This window comes from Xanthomonas sacchari, assembly GCF_040529065.1.
GTDB classification, from domain to species: Bacteria; Pseudomonadota; Gammaproteobacteria; order Xanthomonadales; family Xanthomonadaceae; genus Xanthomonas_A; species Xanthomonas_A sacchari.
Window position 1 is genome coordinate 63,156 of sequence record NZ_CP132343.1, and the last position, 26,179, is coordinate 89,334.

26 protein-coding genes are annotated in these 26,179 nt (G+C 69.3%); 3 read left to right on the forward strand and 23 right to left on the reverse strand.

The window, feature by feature from the left end; genetic code table 11:
* Positions 1-3: 3 nt before the first annotated feature.
* Positions 4-678: a CsgG/HfaB family protein gene (locus RAB71_RS00270; RefSeq protein WP_029562098.1), complete on the reverse strand. Its 675-nt coding sequence runs from the start codon at positions 676-678 to the stop codon at positions 4-6.
* Between the two features lie 508 nt (positions 679-1,186).
* Between RAB71_RS00270 and RAB71_RS00275 the strand changes: the two genes are divergently transcribed.
* Positions 1,187-1,705 carry a hypothetical protein gene (locus RAB71_RS00275; protein ID WP_010343052.1) on the forward strand — a complete coding sequence of 173 codons (519 nt, stop codon included), beginning with the start codon at positions 1,187-1,189 and terminating at the stop codon, positions 1,703-1,705.
* A gap of 67 nt (positions 1,706-1,772) precedes the next feature.
* Here RAB71_RS00275 and RAB71_RS00280 read toward each other — a convergent pair whose 3' ends face one another.
* From RAB71_RS00280 to RAB71_RS00320, 9 genes are all read right to left on the reverse strand, one after another.
* Positions 1,773-2,429: an RpiB/LacA/LacB family sugar-phosphate isomerase gene (locus RAB71_RS00280; protein WP_029562099.1), complete on the reverse strand. Its 657-nt coding sequence runs from the start codon at positions 2,427-2,429 to the stop codon at positions 1,773-1,775.
* A 124-nt stretch (positions 2,430-2,553) separates the two neighbouring features.
* Positions 2,554-3,309: a 2-dehydro-3-deoxy-D-gluconate 5-dehydrogenase KduD gene (kduD, locus tag RAB71_RS00285; protein WP_010343054.1), complete on the reverse strand. Its 756-nt coding sequence runs from the start codon at positions 3,307-3,309 to the stop codon at positions 2,554-2,556.
* Between the two features lie 61 nt (positions 3,310-3,370).
* The gene (gene kduI, locus RAB71_RS00290; RefSeq protein WP_010343055.1) at positions 3,371-4,225 is read right to left on the reverse strand and encodes a 5-dehydro-4-deoxy-D-glucuronate isomerase; all 855 of its coding nucleotides are present in this window, start codon (positions 4,223-4,225) and stop codon (positions 3,371-3,373) included.
* Between the two features lie 156 nt (positions 4,226-4,381).
* Positions 4,382-4,774, reverse strand: coding sequence for a VOC family protein (locus tag RAB71_RS00295; protein ID WP_010343056.1), 393 nt, complete (start codon positions 4,772-4,774; stop codon positions 4,382-4,384).
* A gap of 123 nt (positions 4,775-4,897) precedes the next feature.
* A complete protein-coding gene (locus tag RAB71_RS00300) occupies positions 4,898-5,956 on the reverse strand; it encodes a LacI family DNA-binding transcriptional regulator (protein WP_010343057.1) in 1,059 nt (352 codons plus the stop codon).
* Between the two features lie 208 nt (positions 5,957-6,164).
* Entirely contained in the window at positions 6,165-7,448 is a 1,284-nt protein-coding gene (locus RAB71_RS00305; RefSeq protein ID WP_010343058.1) for a TRAP transporter large permease, read from the reverse strand.
* Between the two features lie 2 nt (positions 7,449-7,450).
* On the reverse strand, positions 7,451-7,969 hold the full coding sequence (locus tag RAB71_RS00310) for a TRAP transporter small permease (protein WP_010343059.1): 519 nt from the start codon (positions 7,967-7,969) through the stop codon (positions 7,451-7,453).
* A gap of 10 nt (positions 7,970-7,979) precedes the next feature.
* Positions 7,980-8,975 carry a TRAP transporter substrate-binding protein gene (locus tag RAB71_RS00315; RefSeq protein ID WP_029562100.1) on the reverse strand — a complete coding sequence of 332 codons (996 nt, stop codon included), beginning with the start codon at positions 8,973-8,975 and terminating at the stop codon, positions 7,980-7,982.
* 36 nt (positions 8,976-9,011) lie between these two features.
* On the reverse strand, positions 9,012-9,830 hold the full coding sequence (locus tag RAB71_RS00320) for a 2-keto-4-pentenoate hydratase (RefSeq protein WP_010343061.1): 819 nt from the start codon (positions 9,828-9,830) through the stop codon (positions 9,012-9,014).
* 445 nt (positions 9,831-10,275) lie between these two features.
* Here RAB71_RS00320 and RAB71_RS00325 point away from each other — a divergent pair, with 445 nt between their 5' ends.
* On the forward strand, positions 10,276-11,244 hold the full coding sequence (locus RAB71_RS00325) for an alpha/beta hydrolase (protein WP_050946578.1): 969 nt from the start codon (positions 10,276-10,278) through the stop codon (positions 11,242-11,244).
* Between the two features lie 97 nt (positions 11,245-11,341).
* Positions 11,342-12,997: a carboxylesterase/lipase family protein gene (locus RAB71_RS00330; protein WP_010343063.1), complete on the forward strand. Its 1,656-nt coding sequence runs from the start codon at positions 11,342-11,344 to the stop codon at positions 12,995-12,997.
* A 40-nt stretch (positions 12,998-13,037) separates the two neighbouring features.
* Here the strand turns inward: RAB71_RS00330 and RAB71_RS00335 are convergent, their stop codons facing one another.
* The 13 genes from RAB71_RS00335 to RAB71_RS00395 all read right to left on the reverse strand — a co-directional run bounded on the left by RAB71_RS00335 (position 13,038) and on the right by RAB71_RS00395 (position 26,116).
* Entirely contained in the window at positions 13,038-13,565 is a 528-nt protein-coding gene (locus RAB71_RS00335; RefSeq protein WP_010343064.1) for a hypothetical protein, read from the reverse strand.
* 60 nt (positions 13,566-13,625) lie between these two features.
* Positions 13,626-14,807: a diguanylate cyclase gene (locus tag RAB71_RS00340; RefSeq protein ID WP_010343065.1), complete on the reverse strand. Its 1,182-nt coding sequence runs from the start codon at positions 14,805-14,807 to the stop codon at positions 13,626-13,628.
* Between the two features lie 202 nt (positions 14,808-15,009).
* On the reverse strand, positions 15,010-16,557 hold the full coding sequence (locus RAB71_RS00345; RefSeq protein WP_010343066.1) for a PepSY domain-containing protein: 1,548 nt from the start codon (positions 16,555-16,557) through the stop codon (positions 15,010-15,012).
* Positions 16,554-16,826: a hypothetical protein gene (locus RAB71_RS00350; protein ID WP_029562102.1), complete on the reverse strand. Its 273-nt coding sequence runs from the start codon at positions 16,824-16,826 to the stop codon at positions 16,554-16,556. The genes RAB71_RS00345 and RAB71_RS00350 overlap by 4 nt, the downstream gene beginning before the upstream one ends.
* A complete protein-coding gene (locus RAB71_RS00355; RefSeq protein WP_010343068.1) occupies positions 16,816-17,106 on the reverse strand; it encodes a hypothetical protein in 291 nt (96 codons plus the stop codon). The genes RAB71_RS00350 and RAB71_RS00355 overlap by 11 nt, the downstream gene beginning before the upstream one ends.
* Complete coding sequence (locus tag RAB71_RS00360) at positions 17,106-19,367, reverse strand: TonB-dependent receptor (protein ID WP_234006681.1); 2,262 nt, start codon at positions 19,365-19,367, stop codon at positions 17,106-17,108. The genes RAB71_RS00355 and RAB71_RS00360 overlap by 1 nt, the downstream gene beginning before the upstream one ends.
* Positions 19,368-20,200: 833 nt before the next feature.
* A complete protein-coding gene (locus tag RAB71_RS00365) occupies positions 20,201-22,579 on the reverse strand; it encodes a TonB-dependent receptor (RefSeq protein ID WP_010340807.1) in 2,379 nt (792 codons plus the stop codon).
* Positions 22,580-22,911: 332 nt separating this feature from the next.
* Complete coding sequence (locus RAB71_RS00370) at positions 22,912-23,376, reverse strand: DUF3828 domain-containing protein (RefSeq protein ID WP_010340808.1); 465 nt, start codon at positions 23,374-23,376, stop codon at positions 22,912-22,914.
* Positions 23,377-23,690: 314 nt separating this feature from the next.
* Positions 23,691-24,131, reverse strand: a complete 441-nt coding sequence (locus RAB71_RS00375; RefSeq protein ID WP_029561805.1) for a hypothetical protein — start codon at positions 24,129-24,131, stop codon at positions 23,691-23,693.
* A 118-nt stretch (positions 24,132-24,249) separates the two neighbouring features.
* The gene (locus RAB71_RS00380) at positions 24,250-24,642 is read right to left on the reverse strand and encodes a hypothetical protein (RefSeq protein ID WP_010340810.1); all 393 of its coding nucleotides are present in this window, start codon (positions 24,640-24,642) and stop codon (positions 24,250-24,252) included.
* A 267-nt stretch (positions 24,643-24,909) separates the two neighbouring features.
* The gene (locus RAB71_RS00385; protein ID WP_010340811.1) at positions 24,910-25,170 is read right to left on the reverse strand and encodes a hypothetical protein; all 261 of its coding nucleotides are present in this window, start codon (positions 25,168-25,170) and stop codon (positions 24,910-24,912) included.
* Positions 25,171-25,312: 142 nt separating this feature from the next.
* Positions 25,313-25,774, reverse strand: coding sequence for a hypothetical protein (locus RAB71_RS00390; RefSeq protein ID WP_010340812.1), 462 nt, complete (start codon positions 25,772-25,774; stop codon positions 25,313-25,315).
* A gap of 60 nt (positions 25,775-25,834) precedes the next feature.
* Positions 25,835-26,116 (reverse strand): hypothetical protein, encoded by a 282-nt coding sequence (locus tag RAB71_RS00395; RefSeq protein ID WP_010340813.1) that lies wholly within the window; start codon positions 26,114-26,116, stop codon positions 25,835-25,837.
* Positions 26,117-26,179: the final 63 nt, after the last annotated feature.

Consider the following 26,179-nt stretch of genomic DNA (forward strand, 5'->3'; position numbering starts at 1 on the left):
GGGTCACTTGACCGGCTTCCAGGCGCCGGAGTCGATCGCGGCGGTGAGATTGTTGACGGCCTCGCGGATCGCCAGATCCAGGACTTTGCCGTTGAGCGTGGAGTCGTAGCTGGAGGTCCCGCCGAAGCCGACGACCTCGCGGTTGGACAAGGTGTACTCGCCGCCGCCCTGCACCGAATACACCACTTCGGACGTCGCGCTATCGACCACGTTCAGGCTGACCTTGGCGTAGGCCTGCTGCTGCTTGCCGCGGCCGAGAATGCCGAACAGCTGCGTATCGCCGGTCTCCTTGCGGCCGAACTCGGTCACGTCGCCGGTGACGACGTAGTCGGCACCCTTGAGTTGCTGCGCCTGGCCCTTGATCTGCGCTTCCTGCTTGATCTCGCCCATGTTGTCGCGATCCAGCACACGGAAACGATTGGTCTGCTGCAGATGGGTGATCAGGATGGCCTTGGCCTGGCTGCCCAGGCGATCCGCACCATCGGAAAACAGACCGCGCATGAAGGACGAGCGGTTGTCGAACTTGCCCACCGCGATCGGCGCTCGCGCGCCGGCATAGGGAACGCTCGCCGCTGCCACGGTCTGCGGCCTGACGCTCTGATGGGTTTCGGTGGCACAACCGGCCAAGGCCAGTGCGATTGCCAGCCCGGTGGCTCCCTTGATCACAACATTCTTCATTCATTACCCCTTGTTGGTGCAGCGACGAAAAAAAGGTTTGCCGGCGCTCAGCCACAGGCATGCGCGGACATCGCGCATGGCCCCCATGCACGCCCTTGGCGAACGTCGGCAAACAGAACAGCAGACATGCGATGTCGGTCCATGACCATCCTGCGCAGTGCAGGGAAAGAAAGATCCATGTCGTCCCGTCGACACAGCGAGACCTAGCCAGTTGTCCTAGATCGGCAGCGTCACCAGAAACTTTAGGGCGCAGTGGCACGAACGCATCAACCCGCACCGGCGCATCGCGGGTGCTTCTTGCATGCCGACCCGAGGCTTAGATGCGAAGCGGCGGGCGCGCATGGGCTTGCGCGCACCGGCAAATCGGATTCGGCCCGATCCCGCACCGCGCCTCCGAGCCCCAGGCTGTGCAGCGAGCGACATCGGTGCGCCACGACGCGGACACCCCGGATTCCCGGACGCTCCCGTCCAACACGTGTTGGCGGCCCTTTGCGTCGGGAGAATCCTCATGCTCATTTATGTCGGCCTGGACGGCGATCAAGCGGATCAGCGCGGCGCCAAGCTGAAGGCCCTGCAATCCCACTTCGGCGAAACCCAGTCGCATGCCTTGACCCTGCTCGATGCGACGTCGCTGTCGCCCAGCAACAAGACGCGCGGCAAGCGCCTGGTGATCAATTCGCACGGCAACGTCAACGTCTTTGCCGGGCTGACGCCGGAGGCGTTCCTGCAGCAACTTTTGAACAAGGGGCTGGGCAAGGACTCGTTCGAGGAGATCGTGCTGATGGCGTGCCAGGTCGGCGCACAGAGCCAGACCAACTCCATCGCCAACAACTTCGCCAAGGACCTGAAGCGCTTGCTGGTCGGCCACGGCATCCTCGCCAAGCTGTATGCGCCTCGCGGCACCCTGACCTATGTCGTGCACACCGAGCAGAAGCTGGGCCAGACGTTCTACGTGGTGGACAGCATGCATATCGCCTGCCCAGAGCGTAACTATCCGCTGGCCGAAGGCCTGCTGTTGGTGCAGTAAGACCGTATGCAGAACGCCCCGCAGATGCGGGGCGTTTTGCGAACAGCGCCCGGGCATCTAAACGACCTTACGCCGCGGCGGCCTCGGCCTTGCCCAGCACGCCGGCGACGAAGGCGCGCAGCTCGGCGTCCTTGGCGTTGTCGAAGAAGCACTGCTGGAAGCGCGCGCCGCCCACGGCCTGCTTGACCAGTTCCGGGTCCAGCGCGCGCAGGCCGTCCAGGTAGGACTTGGCCAGGGCCTGCTTGACCTGGGTCAGGATGCCGGCATTGGCCTGCTGCGATTCGCGGCGCTCGGCCGGGTAGCCCATGCCGCGCTCGCCGCTGAAGGCCTTCTCGAAGATGTAGCGCACGTTGATCTCCGCGCCCCAGCCGTAGCCCTTGGCGAAGGCCAGCGCCAGCGCGTTGCCGTTGTTGACCTGGGCGAACAGGTAGGCGTCGGTCGGCTCGATGCAGTAGCCGCAGAACACGCCCGGGTGCGCGTTGAGCGACATCATCGCGCCCTGGCCGGTGCCGCAGCCGGCGACCACGAAGTCCACCGCGCCGGCGTTGAGCAGCAGACCGGCGCAGATGCCCAGGTGGATGTAGGTCAGGCGGTGGTCGGCGTCGCCGTCCATGCCGACGTTGAACACGCTGTGGCCCTGGGCGGCGGCGACGTCGTTGAGCTGCTGCAGGATCACCGGGTTCTTGGTGGCCTGGCTGAACTCGTTCATTAGGGCGATTTTCATGGGGGGTCCTTTGGGGTGGGGGATTGTTGGTGGGATAGATCTGGTTGGGATGAGAGAGGTCGGCGGTGGTCGTACCCTCATCCGCCCTTCGGGCACCTTCTCCCGAAGGGAGAAGGGACGGCAGTTAGCGGGCGAGCCAGCCGCCGTCGACGGGGATCACGGTGCCGTTGACGTAGTCCGAGGCGCTGCTGGCCAGGAACACCGCGGTGCCGCCCAGGTCTTCCGGCACGCCCCAGCGGCCGGCGGGGATGCGGTCCAGGATCGCCTGGTTGCGTGCGGCGTCGGCGCGCAGCTGCGCGGTGTTGTCGGTGGCCATGTAGCCCGGGGCGATGGCGTTGATGTTGACGCCCTTGGCGCCCCACTCGTTGGCCAGCAGGCGGGTGATGCCGGCGATGCCGGACTTGCTGGCGGTGTAAGAGGGCACGCGGATGCCGCCCTGGAACGACAGCATCGACGCGATGTTGATGATCTTGCCGCTGCCCTGGGCGATGAAGTGGCGGCCGGCGGCCTGGCACATGAAGAACGCGGACTTGATGTTGACGTTCATGACGTCGTCCCAGTCCTGCTCGCTGAAATCCACCGCGTCGGCGCGGCGGATCAGCCCGGCGTTGTTGACCAGGATGTCGAGGCGGCCCAGGCCGGCCAGGGTCTCGTCGAGGATGCGCTGCACCGGCTCGATGCTGATCAGGTTGGCCTCGATGGCGACGAAGCGGCGGCCCAGCGCGGTGACCTTGGCCTCGGTCTCGGTGGGCGCGGCGATGCCGGCGGCAGCGATGTCGGCGCCGGCCTGCGCCAGCGCCACGGCGATACCTTGGCCGAGGCCGGTGTTGGCGCCGGTGACCAGGGCGACCTTGCCTTCGAGACTGAACGGGTGGGTCATTGCGTGGACTCCTTGAGGGACTGCGGACGACGGGAATGGGAGCGGCGCGCGGGACGGCGGCCTACTTGAGCTGGCAGATGTCCAGCACGTGCATGTCGGTGTAGTCGAGGTTCTCGCCGCCCATCGCCCAGATGAAGGCGTAGTTGGCGGTGCCGGCGCCCATGTGGATCGACCACGGCGGCGACACCACCGCCTCGTTGTTCTGCACCACGATGTGGCGCTGCGCGTCCGGCTCGCCCATGAAGTGGTAGACGCGGTCGTTGGCGCCGAGGTCGAAGTAGAAATAGACCTCGCTGCGGCGGTCGTGCAGGTGCGGCGGCATGGTGTTCCACACGCTGCCCGGCTTGAGCACGGTCAGGCCCAGCAGCAGCTGCGAGGACTGGCAGGTGGCCGGCACGATGTACTGGTAGATGGTGCGTTCGTTGCTGGTCTCCAGTGCGCCGCGGTCCAGCGCCACCGCCTCGGCGATCGACAGGCGCTTGGTGGCGAAGCGCGCGTGCGCCGGCGTGGAGGCCAGATAGAACTGCGCCGGGTTGGCCGCGTCGTCGGAGGCGAACACCACCTCGGCGCTGCCCATCGCCACGTACAGGCCGTCCTTCGGGCCCAGCGGATACGCGGTGCCGTCGACGGTGACGGTGCCGCTGCCGGCGCCGACGTTGATCACGCCCAGCTCGCGCCGCTCCAGGAACGGGTGGCCGGCGGCCGAAGCCGGCTCGGTCTGCGCCGGCAGCGTCAGCGCCCGCGTGCGCGGGGCCGCGCCGCCGAGCACGAAGCGCTCGTAGTGGGTGTACTTCAGGGTCACCGCGTCGTCCACGAACAGGCCGTCGAGCAGGTACAGGTCGCGCAACTGGTCGTTGCTGGCGCCCTTGATCGCGTCGGGATGGGTCGCGTAGTGGGTCTTGCAGTACAGGGACATGGGGCGCTCCAGTGCAGGCGACGGCATGTGGCGGCCCGCCACGGAGGACAAGTCTAGCGGGTCTGGTAAACCGGTGTCATTCTGCAGTGCACGAAGGGCCGGGATTGGGGATTCGGGATTGGGGATAAGAGCGCTGCGCCGCTCGCTGACGGCGTGCTAGTCGGGCGGCAGCGGCTCGCCTACGTCGATGCGGTTGCCGTCGGGGTCGGCGAAGACGAAGCAGCGCAGGCCGAAATCGGCATCGCGGAGTGCCTTGATGATGCGCACGCCCTGCGCCTGCAGGCTGTCGTACAGGGCCGTGGCGTCGTCGACGATCAGGTGGGCGACGTTGCTGGTGCTGCCGCGGTGGTCGGGGCGCAGGGTCAGGTGCAGTTCGGCGGCGTCCTTCTTCAGGATCACGAAGCCGACCGGGCTGCCGTTCTGGAACACGCTGCGGAAACCCAGGCGCTCGGTGTAGAAGGCGACGGCGCGGGCGATCTCGGCGACGGGCACGGTCGGCGCCAGGCGGCCGAAACGGACCGCGACGGGGGCGGGGATGGGGGACGACATGGCGAAGGCTCCTCGCAGGAAGGCCGCGCGGTCCGCGCGGGCGGTGCCGGAACGGAGCGGGCCTTCGATGGGCGGAGCGGTGTCCGCACGGTCGCCGGGCAGTCTACACCGGCCGCGGCGGGCTCAGTCTTCCGGCGGCTGGCAGGAGTCGCGCACGATCAGGTGCGGGCGCACGCTGGCCACCGCCAGCGATGGCGTACCCTCGGGCTGGATCAGCATGGCCGCGGCGGTGCGGCCGGTGTCGCGGGTGTGCCGGCGCACCGAGGTCAGCGACGGCCACAGCCGCGAGGCCAGCGGGCTGTCGTCGTAGCCGATGATCGACAGCTGGCGCGGGATGTTGATGTTGGCGCGCAGCGCGACCTTGTATACGCCGGCGGCCATCTCGTCGTTGCCGGTGAAGATCGCGCTGGGCCGCTGCTTGCCCAGCAGCAGCTTTTCCGCCGCGGCCACGCCCGATTCGAAGGTGTAGCCGGCCTCGACGATGCGCGCCGGCGGCAGCTCGATGCCGCGCCGGGTCAGCGCGTCGATGAAGCCGGCGGTGCGCTCGTGCGCGGAGCGGTAGGCGCTGGGGCCGGTGATCAGGGCGATGTCGCGGTGGCCCAGCGACAGCAGGTAGTCGGCGGCCTCGGCGGCGCCGTCGCGGTCGTGGGTGACCACCATCTGCGAGGTGTCGTCCAGCGGCAGCGAGGCGATGCGGGTGTAGCGCACGCCGATGCCGGCGAGCATGTCGGCCAGCGCCTGGTCCTCGGAGGCGCGTGGCACCAGGATCACCCCGTGCAGCTTCTGCTGCTGCACGAAGCGGCGCACGCCCTCGATGTAGCCGGGACTGCGACTGTCGCAGGGGTGCACCACCAGCTCGAAGCTGGAGCCGCGCAGCGCGTCCAGCGCGCCGTACTGCATGTCCACGATGTACTGCGCGGTGGGGTTGTCGTAGACCATGCCGATCAGGAACGAGCGGCGGAACGCCAGCCCGCGCGCCAGCGGGTCCGGCGCGTAGCCGACCTCGCGCATCAGCGCCTCGACCTTCTCGCGGGTGTCTTTGCGCACCAGCGGCGAGTTGTTGATGATCCGCGACACGGTCTTCTTCGACACCCCGGACAGGCGCGCGATGTCGTTGATCGTCGCGGCCTTGCCGTGGGCGGAAGCGGGAGCATCGGCGGGGCGGGGCTTGTTCGGCGCCATGGACGGAAAACCGGACGAAAGAGAGGGGATTCTACTGGGTGTCATGCTCGCTCCAGCGTACGGTCACGGAACCGGGGTAAACGCAGCGCGTCGGCGCCGACCCGACCCGGCCTGGCGCCAGTGTCGACGCCAGGCGCCTGCCGCGCGGAGCGGCGTGCGTTTCACGCCGGTGGCGCGCCATGACGCGACCCGGCGCCGCCTGCCCGGCTCAGGCGCGCAGCGCGCGCGGCAGCCACAGCGACAGCTCCGGGAAGAACGCCACGATCAGCAGCACGCACAGCGCCGCCAGCCAGAACGGCCAGATGGTGCGCATGCTCTGGGCCACGGTGATCTGCCCGATCGAGGTGCCGATGAACAGCACCGAGCCCACCGGCGGGGTGATCAGGCCGATGCCGCCGGCCAGCACCATCACCAGGCCGAAATGGATCGGGTCGATGCCGTAGGCCTTGGCCACCGGCAGGAAGATCGGCGTGCAGATCAGGATCTTCGGCGCCAGGTCCATGAACATGCCCAGCAGCAGCAGCATCACCACGATCATCAGCAACACGGTGTGCTGGCTGTGGGCGATGGACTGCAGGAAGTGCACCGCCGCCGCCGGCACCTGCAGGTAGGCCAGCAGCCAGCCGAACACCGCCGCGGTGGCGATCACGAACAGGATCACCCCGGTGGTGCGTGCGGCATGCGTCACCGCGCCGAAGAACTCGGCCCAGCGCAGCTGCCGGTACAGCAGCGCAGTGACCAGCAGCGCGTACACCACCGCGATCGCCGCGCTCTCCACCGCGGTGAAGATGCCGGCGCGGATGCCGACGAAGATCAGCGCGACCAGGCCCAGGCCCGGCAGCGCCCCGACCAGGCGCAGCGCCACCGCGCGCCAGCCCGGGAATGCCTCGGTGCCGTAGCCGCGCGAGCGCGCCACCGCGTAGCCGGTAATCATCATCGCCGCGGTCATCAGCAGCGCCGGGACGATGCCGGCGGCGAACAGGTCGGCGATCGACAGGCCGCCGCCGGCCGCGGCCGAGAACAGGATCAGGTTGTGCGAGGGCGGCACCAGCAGCGCCACCAGCGCCGCGGTCATGCTGACGTTGACCGCGTAGTCGCGGTCGTAGCCGCGGTTGATCATCTGCGGAATCATGGTGCCGCCGACCGCCGAGACGTCGGCGATGGCCGAGCCGGACACGCCGCCGAAGAACAGCGAGGACAGCACGCTGACCTGGCCCAGGCCACCGCGCATGCGCCCGACCAGCGAGGACGCCAGCGCGATCAGGCGGTCGGAGATGCCGCCGCGCAGCATCAGTTCGCCGGCGAAGATGAACAACGGGATCGCGATCAGCGACGCCGAGCCGCTGCCGGCGGAGATCTGCTGCACCAGCACCACTGCCGGCAGGTCCAGATACAGCAGCGTGGCCAGCGCCGCCGCGCCCAGCGCATACGCCACCGGCACGCCGATCAGCAGCAGCACCACGAACAATCCCAACAGGATGGCGATGGCCATGCTCAGTTCCTCCCCACGGTGGTGCCCGGGCGCAGCACCCGCCAGGCCTGGTACAGCGCGAACACGCTCATCAGCGCGCCGCCGATCGACAGCGGCAGGTAGTTGATGCTCTGCGGCATCTGCGCGCCGGCCATCTTGATGTCCAGCCCGTCCAGCAGCAGCACCGCGCCCCACCAGGCGATCACCGCGCCGATCGCCGCCACCAGCAGCGGGCGCAGCAGGTCGATGAAACGGCGCAGGTTGGCGTGCAACGTCTCGGCCAGCAGGAAGAAGCCGAAGTGGCGGCGGGTGTGCACGCCGGCGGCGGCACCCAGGCTCATCGCCGTGCTCAGCAGCAGCAGCGTCACCGGCTCGGTCCAGCTCGGCGAGTCGTTGAGCACGTAGCGGGTGAACACCTGCCAGCCCTGCACCACCACCAGCCCGAGCAGGGCGGCGGCGGCGAGGCCGATGGCGAGGTTGGCGATCCGGTCCAGCAGCCGCTGCAGCGGCGGCACCGGGAGGGCGGGGTCGTGGTCGTTCATCGGCATGGGCTCAGGCGAAATCGCGGATGCGGCGGTAAAGTGCTTCGATCTCCGGCTGCTGCCGATACTCGGCCAGCAGCGGCGCGGCAGCCTTGCGGAAGGCCGGCATGTCGACCTCATTGATGGCCACGCCGTAGTCGATCACTTGCTGCCGCGCCTGCGCCTCGGAGGCGTCCCACAGCCGGCGCATCACCGTCACCGACTGCCGCGCGGTCTCCAGCACCAGCGCGCGCTCGTCCGGCGCCAGCGCTTCGAAGCTGCGCCGCGACATCACCAGCACGTCCGGCGCGTAGGAGTGATCGCTCTGCGACCAGTAGTGCGCGGCCTCGAAATGGCGGCTGGACTGGAAGCTGCGCATGTTGTTCTCGGCGCCGTCGATCATGTGCGTCTCCATCGCCGAGAAGGTTTCGCCCAGCGACATCGGCGTCGGGTTGGCGCCGAGCATGCGCATCAGCTTGAGGAAGATGTCCGAGTTCGCCACGCGCAGCTTGAGCCCGTGCAGATCCTTGGGCTGCCGCAGCGGATGCTTGGTGTTGTAGAAGCAGCGCGCGCCGGAGTCGTAGATCGCCAGCCCGACCAGGTCGCGCTGTTCGAAGCTGTGCAGGATGCTGTCGCCGACGTGGCCGTCGATCGCGCGGCGCAGGTGTGCCACCGAGTCGAACACGTACGGCAGGCACAGCGCCTGAGTCAGCGGGAAGGTATTGTTCAGCGCGCCGGAATACACGCGGGTGATGTCGATGGCGCCGAAGCGCGCCATGTCGATCGCCTCCGCCTCGCGGCCGAGCTGGCCGGAGTGGTACTGGCGCAGACGCAGGCGGCCGCCGGTCTGCTGCTCCAGGGTCTGCCCGAACCAGCGCACCGCCTCCACGGTGGGGTAGTCGGCCACGTGCACGTCGGTGGCGGTGAGCAGGCGGGTGTCGCCGCGCTGCGCCAGCGCACCCAGCGGCACGCCAGCCGCGGCCGCCGCGGTCAGGCCCGCACCCAGAAATCGTCTACGAGTGATCATGCTGCGCCCTCCCGCGCGTCGTGGTCAGCGCGCAGCCTAGGCTGCGACCGCCCTGCAGTGCAGTTCGCCATAGCCATCGAAGCGGATCGTCGCCTGCTGGCCGATGGCGATATCGTGGATGCCGGTGGCGTTGCCGGTGGCGATCAGCTCGCCGCGGCGCAGCGGCCGCCCGCGCCTGGCCGAGCGCGCCAGCGCGAACGCGAACGCCGCGCGCAGCCCGCCAGGCAGCAGCGTGGCGCCGCCGGTGCCCACGCACTGGCCCTCGATCCAGGTCTCGGCGCGCAGCGCGGTCTCGTCCAGCGCGGTCCAGTCCGGCACCTGCGGCCCCAGCAGCAGGCCGTTGTTGTTGCCGAAATCGGAGATCACCACGCGCGGCCCCAGCTGGTTGATCGTGGCCAGGGGGCTGCTCGCCACCTCGACCCCGACGAACAGCGTCGCCGGCACCTGCGCGGCCTGCTCCGCGGTCCAGTGCAACTGGTCGACCGGCACGTCGGCGTCCAGGCGCAGCACGTACTCGGCCTCGACCGCGCCGAAGCCGCCATCGAACACCGGGATGTCGGCTGTTCCACCGGTGGCATTCCACAGCGCAGCGGCGAAGATCGGGCCAAGCAGGCGCTCGTCCCCGGAGTGGTCGCGGCGCTCGGGGGCGATGTAGCCGACCTTCCAGCCGACCACGCGGTCCGGCCATTGCGCGATCGCCAGATCCTGCACGCGGTAGGCGGTCTCCAGATCGTCGGGGATGACGCCAGGGAAATCGGGCAACGCACGACCCTGGCGACGGGCCTGGACGAAGCGGGCCGCGATGTCGGCCAACGCGGGCGGTGGCGTCTGCGACGGGCCGGAAGGAAGGCTCAAGGGCATCTCCGCAAGGAATGTGGGGGATCGGAATTGCTGCGCCGCGCATCGACAGCGCGTTGCGCCGTTGTATATGGTAAACCGGTGTCATTGGCAATGTGCGGTGCGGCAAAGGGCCGCCTTTGGGCGGCCGGGATTCGGGATTGGGGATTGGGGATTGGTCAACGGCAAGGGCAAAAGCAAACACAACGGCAACGGCGGTGGGACGGCGCGTTGGTGGTGCCGCGCGGTGCCGCAGACTGAGTGCCACGCCCATGCCACGACCGGCGAGGAACCAATGAAACTGCATCCATTCCACGAACAGACAGACGACGCGGATCTGCCACGCGCGACCAGGGCACAGCCCTCAGCCGCCGGTGCCCCTCGTCCCGCGGCACTGCGCGCCTGGACCGTAGTGCTGACCGTGGCCGGCGTGCTGTTGTGTGCGCTTGCCCCCGGTGCGGCCATGGCGGCCGAGCGGCCGGCCAGCGAGAGCGCCGCCGAACTGGCGGCGCGGCTGCCGCTGTGGACCGGTCCGGCGCCGGGGTCGGCGGCCGGGCCCGAGCAAGCGCACTTGGTCGAGCGCAGCGACGACCCGGCCCTGCCCGATCGCGCGCTCAGCGGCCGTTACCAGCCCTACCTGGTGGTGTACCGGCCCAAGCACCCGAACGGCAGCGCGCTGCTGGTGGCGCCGGGCGGCGGCTATGCACGCGTGGTACTGGACAAGGAAGGCACGGCCTTGGTGCCGATCTTCGCCGAACAGGCCGGCATCACCCTGTTCGTGCTGCGGTATCGGTTGCCCGACGCGGCCATCGACGGCGCCACGGCGCGCGACCAGCCGCTGGCCGATGCGCAGCGCGCGCTGCGCCTGATCCGCGCGCATGCCGCCGACTACGGGGTGGACCCGCAGCGCATCGGCGCGATCGGCTTCTCCGCCGGCGGCCACGTCGCCGCCAGCCTCGGCACCCGCTACGACGAAACGGTATATCCGGCGCGCGATGCGATTGACCGGGTCAGCGCGCGGCCGGACTTCCTGTTGTTGCTGTACCCGGTCATCGACATGGGCAGCGGCACCGCGGCGCATACCGGCTCGCGGCTGCGGCTGCTCGGCCGCCACCCGGACGCGGCGACCATGGCCGCCTACTCGCTGCAGAACCGCGTGCACGCCGGCATGCCGCCCACCTTCCTGGTGCAGGCGCAGGACGACCCGGTGGTGTCGGTGGAGAACAGCCTGCTGTTCTACCAGGCGCTGCGCGAGGCGGGGATACCGGCCGAGCTGCACCTGTTCGCGCACGGCGGCCATGGCTTCGGTGTCCGCGGCATCGCCGGCCTGCCGCTGGCGGCATGGCCGCAACTGGCGCTGAGCTGGATGCGCAACGTGCAGGACGATCCGCGTGCCCGTGCGCCGATCCCGCCGCCGGCGGGGGGAAAGTGAGCCGCGTGGCCTGCGCACCGTTGGCTGCCCCGCCAGGCGATCGCGCCGCCACGCCGCACACGCGTCCCCGATCGCCTCATCAGGAGTCCGTCCACGCATGACCGCCCGCCCTCGCCTGCCCGCCCCGCATCCCACCGCGCCCGACGCAACCGCGCCCGACGACCAGGGCCGGCGCCGCTTCCTGCGCGACGGCGCACTCGGCGCGCTGGCCGTCAGTGGCGTGCTGCCCGGCCTCGCGAGCGCATCGGCGCCGACGCCAGCGGCACCGCTGGCGCGCACCCGCAGCGGCCGCATCCGCGGCCTGCGCGACCAGGGCGTGTGCGTGTTCAAGGGCATCCCCTACGGCGCCGACACCGCGCCGCGGCGCTTCCAGCCGGCGCTGCAGGAACGGCACTGGCACGGCGTGCGCGACTGCAGCGCTTACGGCGCATCGGCGCCACAGCGCGGGTCCGAGCCGGTCAGCGAGGACTGCCTGTTCCTCAACGTGTGGACGCCCGGCCTGCGCGACGGCGCGAAGCGCCCGATCCTGTTCTACATCCACGGCGGCGCCTACAACAACGGCTCCGGCAGCGACCCGTTGTACGACGGCGTGCGCCTGTGCCAGCGCGGCGACGTGGTGGTGGTCAGCGTCAATCACCGCCTCAACGCCTTCGGCTATCTGTACCTGGCGCCGTTCGGAGGAGACGCCTATGCCGCCTCGGGCAATGTCGGCCAGCTCGATCTGGTGCAGGCGCTGCAGTGGGTGCGTGCGCACGCGGCGGAGTTCGGCGGCGATGCCGGCAACGTCACCGTGTTCGGCCAGTCCGGCGGCGGCGCCAAGATCGCCACGCTGATGGCGATGCCGGCCGCGCAGGGCCTGTTCCACCGCGCCTGGACCATGAGCGGGCAGCAGGTCACTGCCGCCGGGCCACGTGCAGCCGGCCAGCGCGCGCAGTTGCTGCTGCAGGCCCTGCTGCTGGCGCCATCGCAACTGGACACGCTGCGCACGCTGCCGCTGCAGCGCGTGCTCGAGGCCACCCGCATCCGCGATCCATCGCGCGCGGAGGACACCGCGCTGTACCTGGGCCCGGTGCTGGATGCGCAGGTGCTGCACCGCCATCCGTTCTGGCCGGACGCGCCACCGCAGTCGGCGCGCATCCCGATGGTGATCGGCAACACCCACGACGAGACCCGCGCCTTTCTCGGCCACGATCCGGCCAACTTCGCGCTGACCTGGGACACGCTGCCGGCCAAGCTGGCGCAGGAGCAGTACGTGGACCTGTCGCCGCAGGTGGTGATCGCCGAGTACCGGCGGCTGTATCCGCACTACACGCCGAGCGAGGTGTTCTTCGCCGCCACCACCGCCGGCCGCTCCTGGCGCGGCGCGGTGGAGGAAGCCGAGGCGCGCGCGCGGCAGGGCGCACCGACCTGGGTCTATCAACTGGACTGGGGCTCGCCGCTGGACGGCGGCAAGTTCGGCGCCTTCCACACCCTGGACATCCCGCTGGTGTTCGACAACATCCGCCAGCCGGGTTCGCGCACCGGCGATGGCGCCGACGCGCAGCGCATGGCCGATGCAATGAGCACAGCGCTGCTGGCCTTCGCCCGCCACGGCGATCCCAACCACGCCGGCCTGCCACGCTGGGAACCGTATTCGCTGGCGCAGCGCGAAACAATGCTGTTCGACAGCGACAGCCGCCTGGCGCACGACCCGCGCGGCGGCGAGCGGCGCCTGTACCAGCAAGTGCCGTTCGTGCAGCGCGGGACGTTGTGAGCCGACGCGCCGTCCTCCACGGCAGCCGCACGACCGTCTGCTACGAGCCGGAGTACTTCCAGTACAGCCTGGATGTCCGGGTGTCGTAGACCATCACCCCCGCGCCCTTGGTGAACTCGGTCTGCGGACCAAGCTTGCCCGATTCTTCGTAGAAGAAGGTGACCACGAAACGCGAGGATGTTGCCACGGGGAACTTGGGGCAACCTTTTATCAGCGGGGATTCGGGTTCGGCCCACTGTTCCAGCTTGAACTGCCTATCGAGGTCGAAGGGACCGCGCTGCCAATGCCGCCGCGCGGCGGCGGTGGCCCAGTAGGTGTCGGGAATCCTCGCCACATCGACGGCATAGGAATAGAAGAACCCATCGAGGAATCCCACGTCCTCGCAGAATTGCGGTATCCCGCGCAAGGAGGTGACCTGGGCGAGCCCGCTGCGCTGCAGTTGATCGCGCATCGCGCCGACGGCCTTGTAGTTGTGCCGCATCATGCCGACCATCTGCAACTGCACGATCGCCCCTAAGGGGATCACCAACCACAGCGCGAGTACCCGCAACGGCTTGACCAGACGCATCGATCACCTCGGCGAAGTGCTATGCGCAGCCGCTAGCATTGCATGTCGCGCGAGCCGGGACTACCAACCGGTCTCCTCGGCCAGCACCACCTGGTTGCCGCCGCCGATGCGCGCGCGCTGCAGCAACGCCTCGGCGCGTTGCATCAGTGTGGCCGCGGTATCGGCGGGCGAGGCGAGCAAGGCGCCGACGCTGACGCCGAGCCGTTCGTTGGCCATGTCGGCGTGCGCGATCGCCAGCAGTTCGACCATGTCGCGCAAGGCCGGCGCCACCTGCCGCAGGTGCGCGCCAGTGGCGTCGTACAGCACCAGCGCGAAGCGGTCGGCCTCGATGCGCATGGCCACGTCCATTGGCCGCAGCAGGCATTGCAGCACCTCGGCCACGTCCACCACGGCGCGATCGGCCTCGTGCGCGCCGTAGCGCTGCACGAAGGCGGGGTATCCATCCAGTTCGACCAGGATCAACGCCAACCCGCGCTGCAGGCGCCGGGTTTCGGCCAGCGCCACCGCCAGGTGCTCCTCGAAACGACGGCGATCGCCAAGACCGGTGAGCGCGTCGCGCAAGGCCTCGTCGTCGCGCACGCGGCGCTGCAGAAACCCTTCGCGGCGCGAGTGTTCGCGCAGGTAGCCGCCGACCGCGCCGACCGGCACCGCCGTCCACAGCAGCCACTGCAGGCGCAGGTAGGCGTCCCGTGCCGCGCCGTCCAGCAGCAGGTGGCCGGCCGCGGCGCTGATCGCACACAGCAGCAGCGCCACCGCCACGCTCTGCCACAGCGCCAGGCCCAGCGGAAAGAACCCGGCCACCAGCACCAGGGTCATCACCGCCGCCGCGTAACGCAGCTCCTGCGGCGGGTAGCCGATGCTCGACAGCACCAGCCCGGTGCCGCCGACCAGCAGCAGCAGCGCGGCACGGCCGGGGCCGTGCGTGTCGGCGCGATGGATCGCCGCCGCCACCCACAGCAACGCCAGCAGCGTCGCCGCGCGCACCGCGATCGCATAGCCCAAAAGGCCGCCGCCGCCGCGCCAGCCGAAATGCACCGCATCCCAGCCCAGCAGCAGCAGCGCGATCAACACGCCCAGCGAGGCCGCCACGCGCTGCGCGAAGCCCAGCGTGGTGGCGGTGTAATGGCGGTACGCCCGTTCCAGCGGAGGATCGAAACGCAGCGCGGCGAATCCCTTGCGCAGTTGCGCCGCGTAGGCCTCGCCCGGCGGCGTGTCGTGTGGCTCCTGGTAACGCTCGTGCATGCAGTCCCCTGTCGACGGCAGCGCGGCGCGAAGTGCGGAGCGGGTCACATCAGGTCGTGGAACCCGACTCCATTTCGTGCGGACGCTGCGGTGCCCACGTCGAGACCATGAAAAAGCACCGGCGCGCGATTGTCCACTTTCGGGGCGATCGATTGCGTGACAGCGGCACCCTACTGCGCCGCATGGAGCGCACTGCGGTGCCTCAGCGCGGCGGCGGGAACGCCCACACGCTGTGCGGATCGCCGCCCTGCCCACGACGGTACGCCGCGCGCGCCATCTGCCAATAGGCCCAGGCCAATACCAGCGCGCAGGCATCGATCGCCAGCAGGGTGCCGCTGCTCCACGGCGCCACCCAACCGGCGGCGCCGCGCAAGCCGGCCAGCGGCACCAGCGCGGTCAGCGCCGCGCAGGCCAGCAGCAGTTCGTAGGCGCCGCGGGCGGTCGGCCGCAGCAGCGCCCAGGCCACGCCGAGCGCGAACACCGCGTAGTACGCGCCGCGCTCCATCCCCGGCGGCAGCAGGCGCGCGGCCACGAACAGCGCCGACACCCCGGCCACGCAGCCCAGGCACACGCCGGTGGTGAGCCGTGCCATGACGTGGGTACGCAACGGCTGCGCATGCTGCCGGCGCTTGCGCCGCGCTTCCACCCACAGCAGGTTGCCGCTGTAGAACAGGAACGCACCACCGAGGCCGAGCAGGAAGTACAGCCACTGCAGCGGCCAGCGCCCGTAGTTGCCGAAGTGCAGGGTCTGCAGGCCGCGCAGCGCAGCCACGCCCGGCGACATGGTCTGCGGCGACAGCACCCGCAGCACCTGGCCGTCGGCCGCGCGCAGCGCCACGCCGCCGAGGGTGTTGAGCCGGCGCTGGTCCTGGTGACCGTAGAGCTCGACCTGCGCGTTGGCGTCGCCGGCGTCGTGGAAGGACAGGCTCTCCGGCACGAAGCCGGGATTGGCCGCGCGCGCCCGCGCCACCAGCTCGGCCACCGGCAGCATCGGCGCAGGCACGTGCGCGGGCTGCACGTGCGGCGCCAGTTCGAAGTCGGGCTGCAGCACCTGCATCAGCTTGCCGTCGAACACCAGATACTGGAACGGCGCCAGCAGCAGCACGCCCAGGGTCAGCACCGCGCCGGACCAGGCGAAGATCACGTGGAACGGCAGCGACAGCATACCGATGGCGTTGTGCGCGTCCTGCCACAGGCGCTTGACGTTGCGACCGCGGCGCAGCGCGAACAGGTCCTTGAGCAGCACCGGCGCATACAGCACCACGCCGCTGACCAGGGCCAGCCCGTACAGCAGGCAGACCACGCCGAACAGATACGTGCCGAAGGTGCGCGGCAGCCCGGCGGTGAAATGCAGGTCGTACAGGAAATCGACGAAGCCGCTGCGCTGCGGCAACTGCACCGGTTGCCCATCGGCGCCGGGCTGGAACTGCACCATGCCGCCGAACGCCTGCTGTGCGGCCGGCCCGAACGCATACAGCTGCGGCAACGCGCGGCCCTCGCCCGGCAGCATCAGCGTGTAGGACTCGGCCAGCGCCGGATGCCGCGCCAGCACCGCATCGGCCAGCGCCTGCGCGGCCTGCTCCGGCGGCAGCGCCGGGGCATGCACGTCAGACGGCCGCGGCCACTGTTCCAGATCGTGGGTGAACACGTTGATCGCCCCGGCATAGAAGGCGATGAACAAGGCCATGCCGGCGAGCAGGCCCATCCAGCTGTGCGCCGACAGGAACTGGCGCAGGGTCGCGGCCTTCATGGGGTCACCTGCACGAGATGGCTGGCCTTGAGCAGGAACAGCGCCACGTAGCACAGCACGGTCGCACCACCGAGCCACAACCACGCGCGCGCGCCGCTGCGGAACACGAAGGCCAGCGACATCGCGCCGACCCACGCCGGGAACACCAGCAACAGCCAGGGCAACGTGTGCACCTGCAGATTGCCCGGCCACAGCAACACGCACAGGCCGATCGCACCCACCGCCAGCGGCAGCCCGAGCACGATCGCCGCCAGCCACCTAGCCCACATCGCCAGCCCCTTGGTGCAATTGCCGCCACGCATCCAGGTATGGCAAGGCCACCGCCGCCAGCATCGTTGCGCTCAACGCGGCGAAGACGCCGGCCCATACGCCCAGCGCGGCGATCGCCGCGCCCAGCGCCGCCACGCACAGCAGCGAGCCGGCCACGCGCAGCGCGCGCGCGTGCCGGCGCCAGGCCGGGCGCAGCCGCTGGTGCGCGGTGGCCAGGTAGAACGCCAGCGCCGCCAGCGCGGCGGCCAGCAGATAGCCGGCGGTGGCGATGGCAGGCATCACCAGCGCGCCTCGAAGCCGATGCCGACCACGCGCGGCGCACCCAGGATCGCGACCGGATCGGTGGCCCAGCGGTACTGCAGGTACTGCCGGTCGAGCAGGTTGTTGGCGAAGATCCACGCGCTCCAGTCCAGGTTCTCGTAGCCGAACTTGGCGTTGACTACGGTGCGCGAGGCCAGTTGCACGGCGCCGGCACCGATGTCGGTGTAGACGCGGTCGCGGAAGCTGGCGTTGAGGTTGGCCAGCCAGCCCTCGGCGAAGCGCCAGTTGGCGCCCAGCGCCGCGGTCCAGTGCGGCGCGTAGGCGAATTCGCGGCCGGCGTAGTCGATGACCGACGCGCCAGCGATGGTGGCGAAGCTGTCGTAGCGGGTGCGCGCATAGCCCAGCGAGCCGTACCAGTCGAACGCCTCGTTGGGGCGGTGGCTGGCCTCCAGCTCGGCCCCGTACAGATGCGCACGGCCGGCGTTGACGGTGTTGAAGTCGAAGCTGTTGAGGCCGAAGTAGGCGGTGGTCTGCTTGTCCTTCCAGTCGATGTAGTAGGCGTTGGCGTTGAGGGTCAGGCGCCGGTCCAGCCACTGCGAGCGCAGCGCGGCCTCGTAGTTCCAGGTGTATTCCGGGTCGTAGGGGAAGGCCTGGCTGCGCGCGGAGTTGAAGCTGGAGCCGCCGGAGCGGTAGCCGCGCTGCACCACCAAGCTGGCCGACAGGTCCGGGTTCCAGTCGTAGCGCACGCCGAGCTTGGGCAGCAGCGCGTCGAAGTCGCGCGTGTTCCAGGCCACCTCGCCGTTGGCCGAGCGCACGATGCCGGCCACGCCCTGGTTGATCGCGACGATGGCCCGGTACAACGCGGTGCCGCTGGCGGCGAAGGCGGCCGGGTCCGGATAGCGACCGGCGAAGGCGGCGGTGGTGTCGGAGGCCATGGCGTAGCGCTGGCGGTCGTAGCGCAGCCCGCCCAGCAGCGAGAACCCGCTGCCCATCTGCCATTGGCCGTCGGCGAACAGCGCGCGGTTGCTGGAGCGGGTCGGGCTGGCGCTGACGTAGTCGACGGGAATCACCGGCAGCGCCTGCGCATAGCGGGTGGCGATCGCGGTGGCGGTGGCGGCCGGGAAGCCGGCGCTGCGCAGCAGCCCGGCGATGGTGGTGGTCGGCGTGGCGACGTTGTTCAGCAGTTGCGCGTCGTTGTCTTCGACGTGCCGCGCCCAGTACGCGCCGAGCAGGCCCTGCACCGCGGCGCCGGCGTAGTGCAGGCGCAGTTCCTGCGAGGCGGTGGTGTCGTCGAGCTGGCGCCGCGCGTAGCCGGCGTTGTCCGGGCCATGGTCCATGTCCCACAGGCTGGACGAGGTGACCTTGTTCCAGGCGCTGACCGAGGACAACGACCAGGCGTCGGAGAGGGCGTAGTCGGCCTGCAGGGTGACGATGTCGCTGTCGCTGCGGGTGCGGTCCGGGGTGTTGTTGGTGGTATAGCGGTGCGCGAAATAGTCGGGCAAATCGGTGCGCACGTAGCTGTACATGTACGGCCCGGTGCGGTGCGAGCGGGTGTAGCCCAGTTGCACCTTCAGCCCGGCGATCGCCGACGGCGTCCACAGCAGCTTGCCGCGGTAGATCGCCGAGACCTGCGCGTCGTCGGCGGCCTGACGGGTGAGGTTCCAGGTGTAGCCGTCGAAGCTGCGCTGCTCCACCGAGGCGCGGAACGCCAGTTCGTCGGCCACGATCGGGCCGCCGATGGCGCCGGCCAGGCTGCGGTCGGACGGGTCGGAGGCCAGTACCCGCAGCTTGCCCTGCCAGTCCATGGTCGGCTCGGCGGTGCGCAGGACGATCGCGCCGGCCAGGGCGTTCTCGCCCTGCAGGGTGGACTGCGGGCCACGCAGGACTTCCACCTGCTGCAGGTCCCACAGGCTCAGCGGCGCCCAGCTGATCGCTTTCCACGGCAGGGCGGCGCCGTCGAGGTAGATGGTGGCCAGCGGTGCATCGCTGCCGCCGTCGATGTTGCGGATGCCGCGGATGCTGAAGCCGGCATCGCCGTAGGTCTGGGCCATGTTGGCGGTGCGGTTGAACACCTCGTAGGCGCTCTGCAGGTTCTCCTGCTCGATGCGCGCTTCGGTGGTGACGGCGACCGAGCTGGTGGTGTCCTGCACGCTACGGCCGCTTTTCTCGCCGGTGACGACGATCTGGTCGAGGGTGGTGGGATCGGGGGGAGGCGCGGCCTCACCGCCTGCGGCGCGCGTTGTGGGCGCCCAGCCCAGCAGGATGGAGACGACAGACAAGGACACCACCGATCGCGCGACGCGCATGCACCACTCCCCCCGAAAAACGCACGGATGAAGGCATGGCGGCGGCTGTGCCCGGCTGCCGGACCCGGCAGCGCTGGGCGCGGACTTTAGCAGAGCGGGGGCGGGGGCGCCATGGGAGTTGGGATGGGTGGCGAGTTTGCTCGAGAGGCTGGGTGGTCGTAGGAGCGGCTTCAGCCGCGACGGGCTTTACCGGGAACGCCCGTCGCGGCTGAAGCCGCTCCTACGGGGGTAGGCATCGCGCCAACGTATGCGTCACGCGCAGACACGTGTTGTGGGAGGGACTTCAGTCCCGACGCAGTGACCGGTGGCTGCCGCAATGCGGGGCTATCGTCCCATGGGCATAGCGAGGCTGGCGCGTCGCGCGTCGCGGCTGAAGCCGCTCCTACGGTTAACTCCATTTGATACATCAGTTAGAAGCAAAGGCTTTCGCCCTTGCGGGCGAGTTACTTTTCTTTGCTCGCGCAAAGAAAAGGTAACCAAAAGAAAGCACACCCTGCCTTCGCGCCCTCCGCGCTGCGCGCTCCGGGTCCGCGTCCAGCACGGGGATCCGCGGAAGGGGCATCCTGCCCCTGCCGCGGACGGCGTACATCCATGTACGCCGCCCTTCGGGTTTTCCCCGCGATGGCCGCCGCTTCGGAAGGGAACCCGATCAATCAAAAACAAGAGCCAAAGCCAGGCAACGGCAACGGCTATGGTCACAGCTGCGGCAACTTATCCTGCCAAACGCAAACGGGCGGGAGGACTTTCGCCCTCCCGCCCGCTGGTGCCGGCAGGTGCTGCCGGCGTGGTGCTACCACGTGCTGCGATCAGTGCCAGTGCAGGTTGAACGAGACGCCGACGATGCGGGGTTCGTTGTAGACGGCCGCCATGTAGTTCTCGATCACGCCCTTGAGGTTCTTCTCGTTGGTGATATTGCGGGCGAACGCCGCCACTTCCCAGGCGCCGTAGTCGCCGGTGTAGCCCAGCTTGAGGCCGCCTTCGAAGTTGCCATTGGAGGTGAACTCGGTGGAGTCGTACAGCACGAAGCTGGTGTAGCCCTGCTTGTTCCAGTCGGTGGCGACGAAGAAGGCGCCGCCGTCGTTGACCGGGATGTCGTAGCGCGCGGCCAGGTTGACGTTGTACTTGGGCGCGTTCGGCAGCGGGTTGCCGTCGATCTGGGCGAAGGTGTTGTTGCCGATGCGGATGGTCGGATCCTTCACCGTGCACACCACCACGCCGTTCAGGCCGCACACCTGCGCGTACACGCGCTTGTCCTGGATCTCACTGTGCAGCAGGCTCAGGCCGGCGGTCAGCGACAGGTTGGGGATCGGGCGCCAGTCCAGGTCCGCTTCCATGCCGTAGGCCTTGGCCTTGTCGGCGTTGAACAGCACGCCGTTGCCGTTGGAGTCGTTGCCGTTGAGCTGGATGTCGTCGACGGTGTAGGTGAAGCCGGTGACGTTCAGGCGCAGGCGGTTGTCGAACAGGTTGCTCTTGATGCCCGCTTCCCACGACAGGATTGTTTCCGAGTCGGCGGTGGTGAAGTCGGAGTTGAACACCGCCGAACGGCCCTGGATGGTCGGGCCGCGGAAGCCGCGGGCAACCTTCGCGTACACGTTGACGTTCGGGTTGATCTCGTACATCGCGCTCAGGTCCCAGCTCGGCTGGGTGTCGGCCAGGCGCACGTCGCGGCGGCCCTTGTAGGTGACCACGCCGGCCGCGGTGTCGGCTGTCTTGAGCAGCTTGGTCTCCTTGCTGTCGCGGGTCTGGCGCACGCCGGCGGTCAGGGTCAGCGCGTCGGTGACCTTGTAGGTCAGCTGGCCGAAGCCGGCCCAGGAGGTGTTGCTGTTGTGCAGGCGCACCCAGTTGTTGGGATTGCGCGCGGCGGTCTGCAGGAAATAGGCGCGCTGGTAGAAATCGGTGGTGTCCTTGCCGTCGAAGTAGAACGCGCCGGCCTGCCACTGCAGCGGGGCGTCGCCTTCGCTGGCCAGGCGCAGTTCCTGGGTGTACTGGTCCAGGTCGCGCACCTGGCCCATCGACTGCCCGTAGCCGTTGGGCACGCCGTTGACCGGGAAGTTGGCCGCGGCGCCGCCGTCGGTGTCGCCGCGGCTGTAGCCGGAGGTGGTCTCGTAGGCGCTGATCGAGGTCAGCGACACGCCGCCGAAGTCGTAGATCGCCTTCAGCGAGGCGCCGTGGGTCTTGTACGCCTGCGGGTTGTCGTGCGCCTCGTCGTAGGCCACCTGGTCGCGCGGCACGTCGACCTTGTTGGAGCCCTTGCGCAGGGCGCCGCGCAGGAACAGGGTGGAGGTGCCGTCGTAGTCGCGGGTGTGAAACGAGCCCAGCAGCGAGAAGTTCTCGCTCGGCTTCAGCAGCAGCTGCAGGCGCGCGTTGCGGTCGTCGTAGCCGCCCATCGCGTCTTTCTTCGGAGTGACCGTGCCGTCGGCGCTGGGGCCGGTGTAGGTGTTGTCCACCCAGTCGTCGCGGTGCTGGTACAGCGTGGACACGCGGAACGACAGCACGTCGTTGATCGGGCCGCCGATGCCGCCGTCGACCGAGACGGTGTTGTAGCTGCCGTAGCTGGCGGTGACGCGGCCGGTGTAGTCGTCGCTGGGCTTGATGCTGTCGAACTTGACGATGCCGGCGGTGGTGTTGCGGCCGAACAGCGAGCCCTGCGGGCCGCGCAGCACTTCCACCTGGTCCACGTCGTAGACCGGGTTGGACTTCAGCACCACGTGCTCCAGCACCACGTCGTCCTGGATGATCGACACCGGCTGCGAAGCGCCGAGGTAGAAGTCGATGTTGCCCAGGCCGCGGATGTAGAAGCGCGGGAAGATGCGGCCGGTGGTGGTTTCAGCGTAGAAGCTGGGCACGCGGCCGGACAGCGCCAGCAGGGTGTCGTCGCCGCCGGCGGTGAAGTCGCGCATCGCCTCGCCCTGCACCACGCCCACCGACACCGGCACCTCCTGCAGGTTCTGCTCGCGGTGCTCGGCGGTGACGATGATGGTGTCCAGCGAGGTGGCCGCATCGCCAGTGCCGGCGGCGTTGGCCGGGCGGGTCTCGCTGCCGGCCAGCGACGGCGCGCTGTCCTGCGCGGCGGCCGCGGCGGCGACCGAGGCCAGCACCAGGGCGGCGCAAGCCTGCGCCAGGCGGGTACGGGCCGGCGCGGCGCGCGCGGTCAGCGGCCGCGGGGAGAGAGAGGAGAGCAGCATGTCGGATCCTTGTGAGCGCGCAGAATCGAGTCCGTTCGGCTTGCGCAGCAGCCCGCGACGGCATGCGCCATACGGTGGCGCAGCGCGGCACGATATGTCGTCTGTGTTGCAATGCCATTGCAATGACGGCGCAGGACGCGCGAGGCGACGGCGCGTGACCGGCCGTCGTCCTGCCAGGTGCGTGCCGTGGACATGCCTGGGTCTGCGCACGCTACCCGGTCGCACGAGCGGGTCTGCACTTCACCGCATGTTGCAGACAGCGAGGCCAAGGTCGAACGCGGTGCGGCGACCGAACTCATCCACCGCGCCTTCCCTCATCTGCGTCGTTGCCATCAAGGCTCGCAGCGCTGCGCGGCAAATTCGGTCAGACGTCGGGTGAGTGTCCCTTCCTGCCAGGCGATGTCGAGGATCACCCAGCGATCGTCCTGGCGGCCGAGCACCACTGTGTCCGTCCACTGCTGGCCGTCGACGGCCAGGCGGGCGCGCACCTGCGCGGTGTCGCCGGTGACCTGGGCGGTCGTCGACACCAGCGCAGTCGGCTGGTCCGGCCACAGGAAGAACGGGCTCTGGTCCAGCATGTGCGGCTTGACGTCTGTGGGCACCAGTTTGGCGCAGGCCGCCTCGTAGGCCCGCTGCGCCTGCAGCGCCGCAAACAAGTCCCGCCCCAGCAGCTGCCGGACCTGCGCAACGTCTCCGTCTGCGTGCTCGGGCGCGATCGCCCAGCTATAGAACGTCTGGACCGTGCGCGCCGGCGACTCGCCGGCGATGGCGGCGAACGCGCTCAGCCACAGGGTCATCGCACACAGAAAACGAATTCCCCTCATCGATCGCCGACACCTTGAGCCGCCAGGCGCGGCATGGCGATCCTCAACGAGGCGCTGCGCGCCGTCAATGCGCGCTCCCCGTGCGCGCTAGCGGCCGGCTTGGACGCAGCAATCAGGTGGGCCTCGGTAACAGGAAACATCCGCTCTCAACGGGACTCCACCCACGTAGGAGCGGCTTCAGCCGCGACAGGCTTTCCTGGGAATGCCCTTCGCGGCTGAAGCCGCTCCTACAAGACCACGCCACATGCCGCTGAGTCGCGGCGAAAGCGCGTAACCAGGGCGGTCCTTCAGTCGCTGTCCACCCCAAGCACGCTCAGGCGCAATGGTGGTGCATCCGGACCGGCCGGCGCATGCGCCAGCCTTCCCGTCACCCGCACCACCTGGCCACTGCCTTCCTCGCGCAGGTGCGCCGCCTGGTCCGCGGTGACCGCCAGCCGCAGCTGGCGCACCTGCTCGTGCCGCGGCTGATGCCCGTCCGCCGATGCCGCCACGCACAGCGGCTGCGGCAGGATCAGCACCTCTTCCTGGGTCGCTGCGGCAGCGGCGTCGGCATGCGCGTGGGCATGCGGCGCGGTGGGCGCCGCGGATTCTGGGGGCGACGGCGCCAGGGTGCCGGACAGGGTGACCTGGGTAGGCCCGTACGGCAGACAGTGCTTGGGCGCCGCCATCAGCGTGGGCGCAGTGCCGATCAGCAGCAGCGGAAACAACGACAGGGTTCGACTCGGCATCGGGGCACGCGGACGTAGACGGACCTGCGAGCATACCCAAGCACGATGGCCGGCGTGCTGCAGCCGGGCGTCCACCGTCGCGCACGGTGCTGCGCCGCCATCGAGACGGCGGAAACCCTCAGGGTTCGCGCTCCACCACCACGTCGGTGAACCGCGGTTCGGCGGCGATCAGCGCATGCAACCGCACAAAGCACGGATCGTCGTCGTGCATCGCATGGCGGCCGAGCAGGCGCTCCCAGAACGAGCGCTCCTTCTCGATCTGCAACATCCAGGTATGGTTGCCGTCGACCTCTTCCTCGGCGTAGGCACCGACCAGGTAGGAGCGCCCCTGGCATTCGGCCTCGGACGCCCAGCCCCAGTCCTCCGGGTCCGGCTCGGACAGCACCATGCTGTCGCCGACGCGGACGCGCAGCCAGTCCAGCAGCGAGCTGCCGCGGATCGGATTGATCGGATTCTCCGGCTCGGCGCTCACCTCGAGCAGGCGGGAGCGGAAGTGGATGACAGGATGCATGCGGCAGCTTGACTCTCGAACGATCAGGGGGCGGACGCACGCATCGGCGCGGCTGCGTCATGGCGAGCAGTCGCGGATGGGCGGTCCAGGAAGGTAACGCACGCACGGCCGCCCAGGTGGACAACGGTGCGGCACGTCATGCAACCCGGTGGCGGCCGGCATCGCCGTCTGCGGCACATGGGCATCTCTCGCAGCGCTCTGCCACCAGGGACCGATACCGTGGTGCAGCGACCGGCCGGACCCATTCCAGCACGGGCGCATGACAACTCATCGCATCCGTCGTAGACAGGCACGCGCGCCCAGATACGCCCAGATGCCGATTGCGACGGCAAGCCAGACGCTGGCGACCTTGCTGCAGGCCGAGGCGAAGGCCAGGTACGGAAACGAGTCGCCGGGAGGACCACGCTGCAACGACGCTGCGCCCCCGCGTTGCCAGAACGTCAGCCACGCCTCGACACCGCACCACAGCGGCAGCACCCAACCGGCGGACAGCAGCGCGATCGCGAGGGCGAGCAGGCGCTGCTTCATCGCACACCGCCATGCGCCGACGTCGCCACGCGGCAACTAGCGTGGTCGTGCGACGGATCCGCAAGCCGGTTGGGCAGCCGCAGGGCGATCGACCGTCGCGGCAGCCCTGCCGCCGTCATGGCGACGCAGCGGCGGCACAGCCTCACGGTGTTTGCTCCGGCTCCGGCTCCGGCTCCGGCTCCAGATCCGGCTCGAAAGGCCGATCGGGCAGACGCTGCCCGCACCACGGACAGAACTGCACACAGATCGCGTCGTTGAGGTACCAGGTCGGATCCTCGCCGCGGAACAGCTCGAACTCGATCCGTACCGTCCTGTCCGGCTTGGTCACCGCGGCGAACATGCTGCTGCAGTAGCGAGCGATACGCTCGCGCCACACCACACGCTCCGGGAACTGCGCGTCCATCCAGGCAGTTCTCCAGTCCTGGCACGACGTGCACTGCGCCAGATGCGACAGCGCCGCAAAGGTCAGTGGGTCCGGGAAATGTTCCTCCTCCACCTCGATCATGCACTCCAACGCGATCTCCAACTCCGGGCGTTCGCCGATCTGATCGCGCAGCGCCGACAGCGTGTGTCGGGTGGTGAAGCAGGTGGCAGAGTGAGGCATACGTAGGTGCAATCCGTTGCAGTCGATGTCCAGGAAGCGTAACGCGGTGTGGCTTGCGGGTTAAGGGCCCGCCGCCTGCCACAGGGCATAGCCCAACAGCCCAAAGCCCACCAGGGCGAACCCGCCCCAGAAGGCCGCCGTGTCGGCCGAGACCACGCGCGGGGCCAGATAGGCACTGCGCTTGCCTGATTTCCTGCGCTGCTTGCTGCTCCAGGGTTCGACGCTGTAGTGGCCGAACGAGAACGCCGGCACCACGATCATGCCGACGACATAGCACAGGCCGTACAGAACGATCTCCAGCAGCGGGCGCAGGACGATCTCGGTCAACAGGCGTGCGGGCATGGTGTCAGCTGATCCAGACAGAGTGATGTACGGCGCCGGCCACGCCCCTGCGTTGGGCCTGCC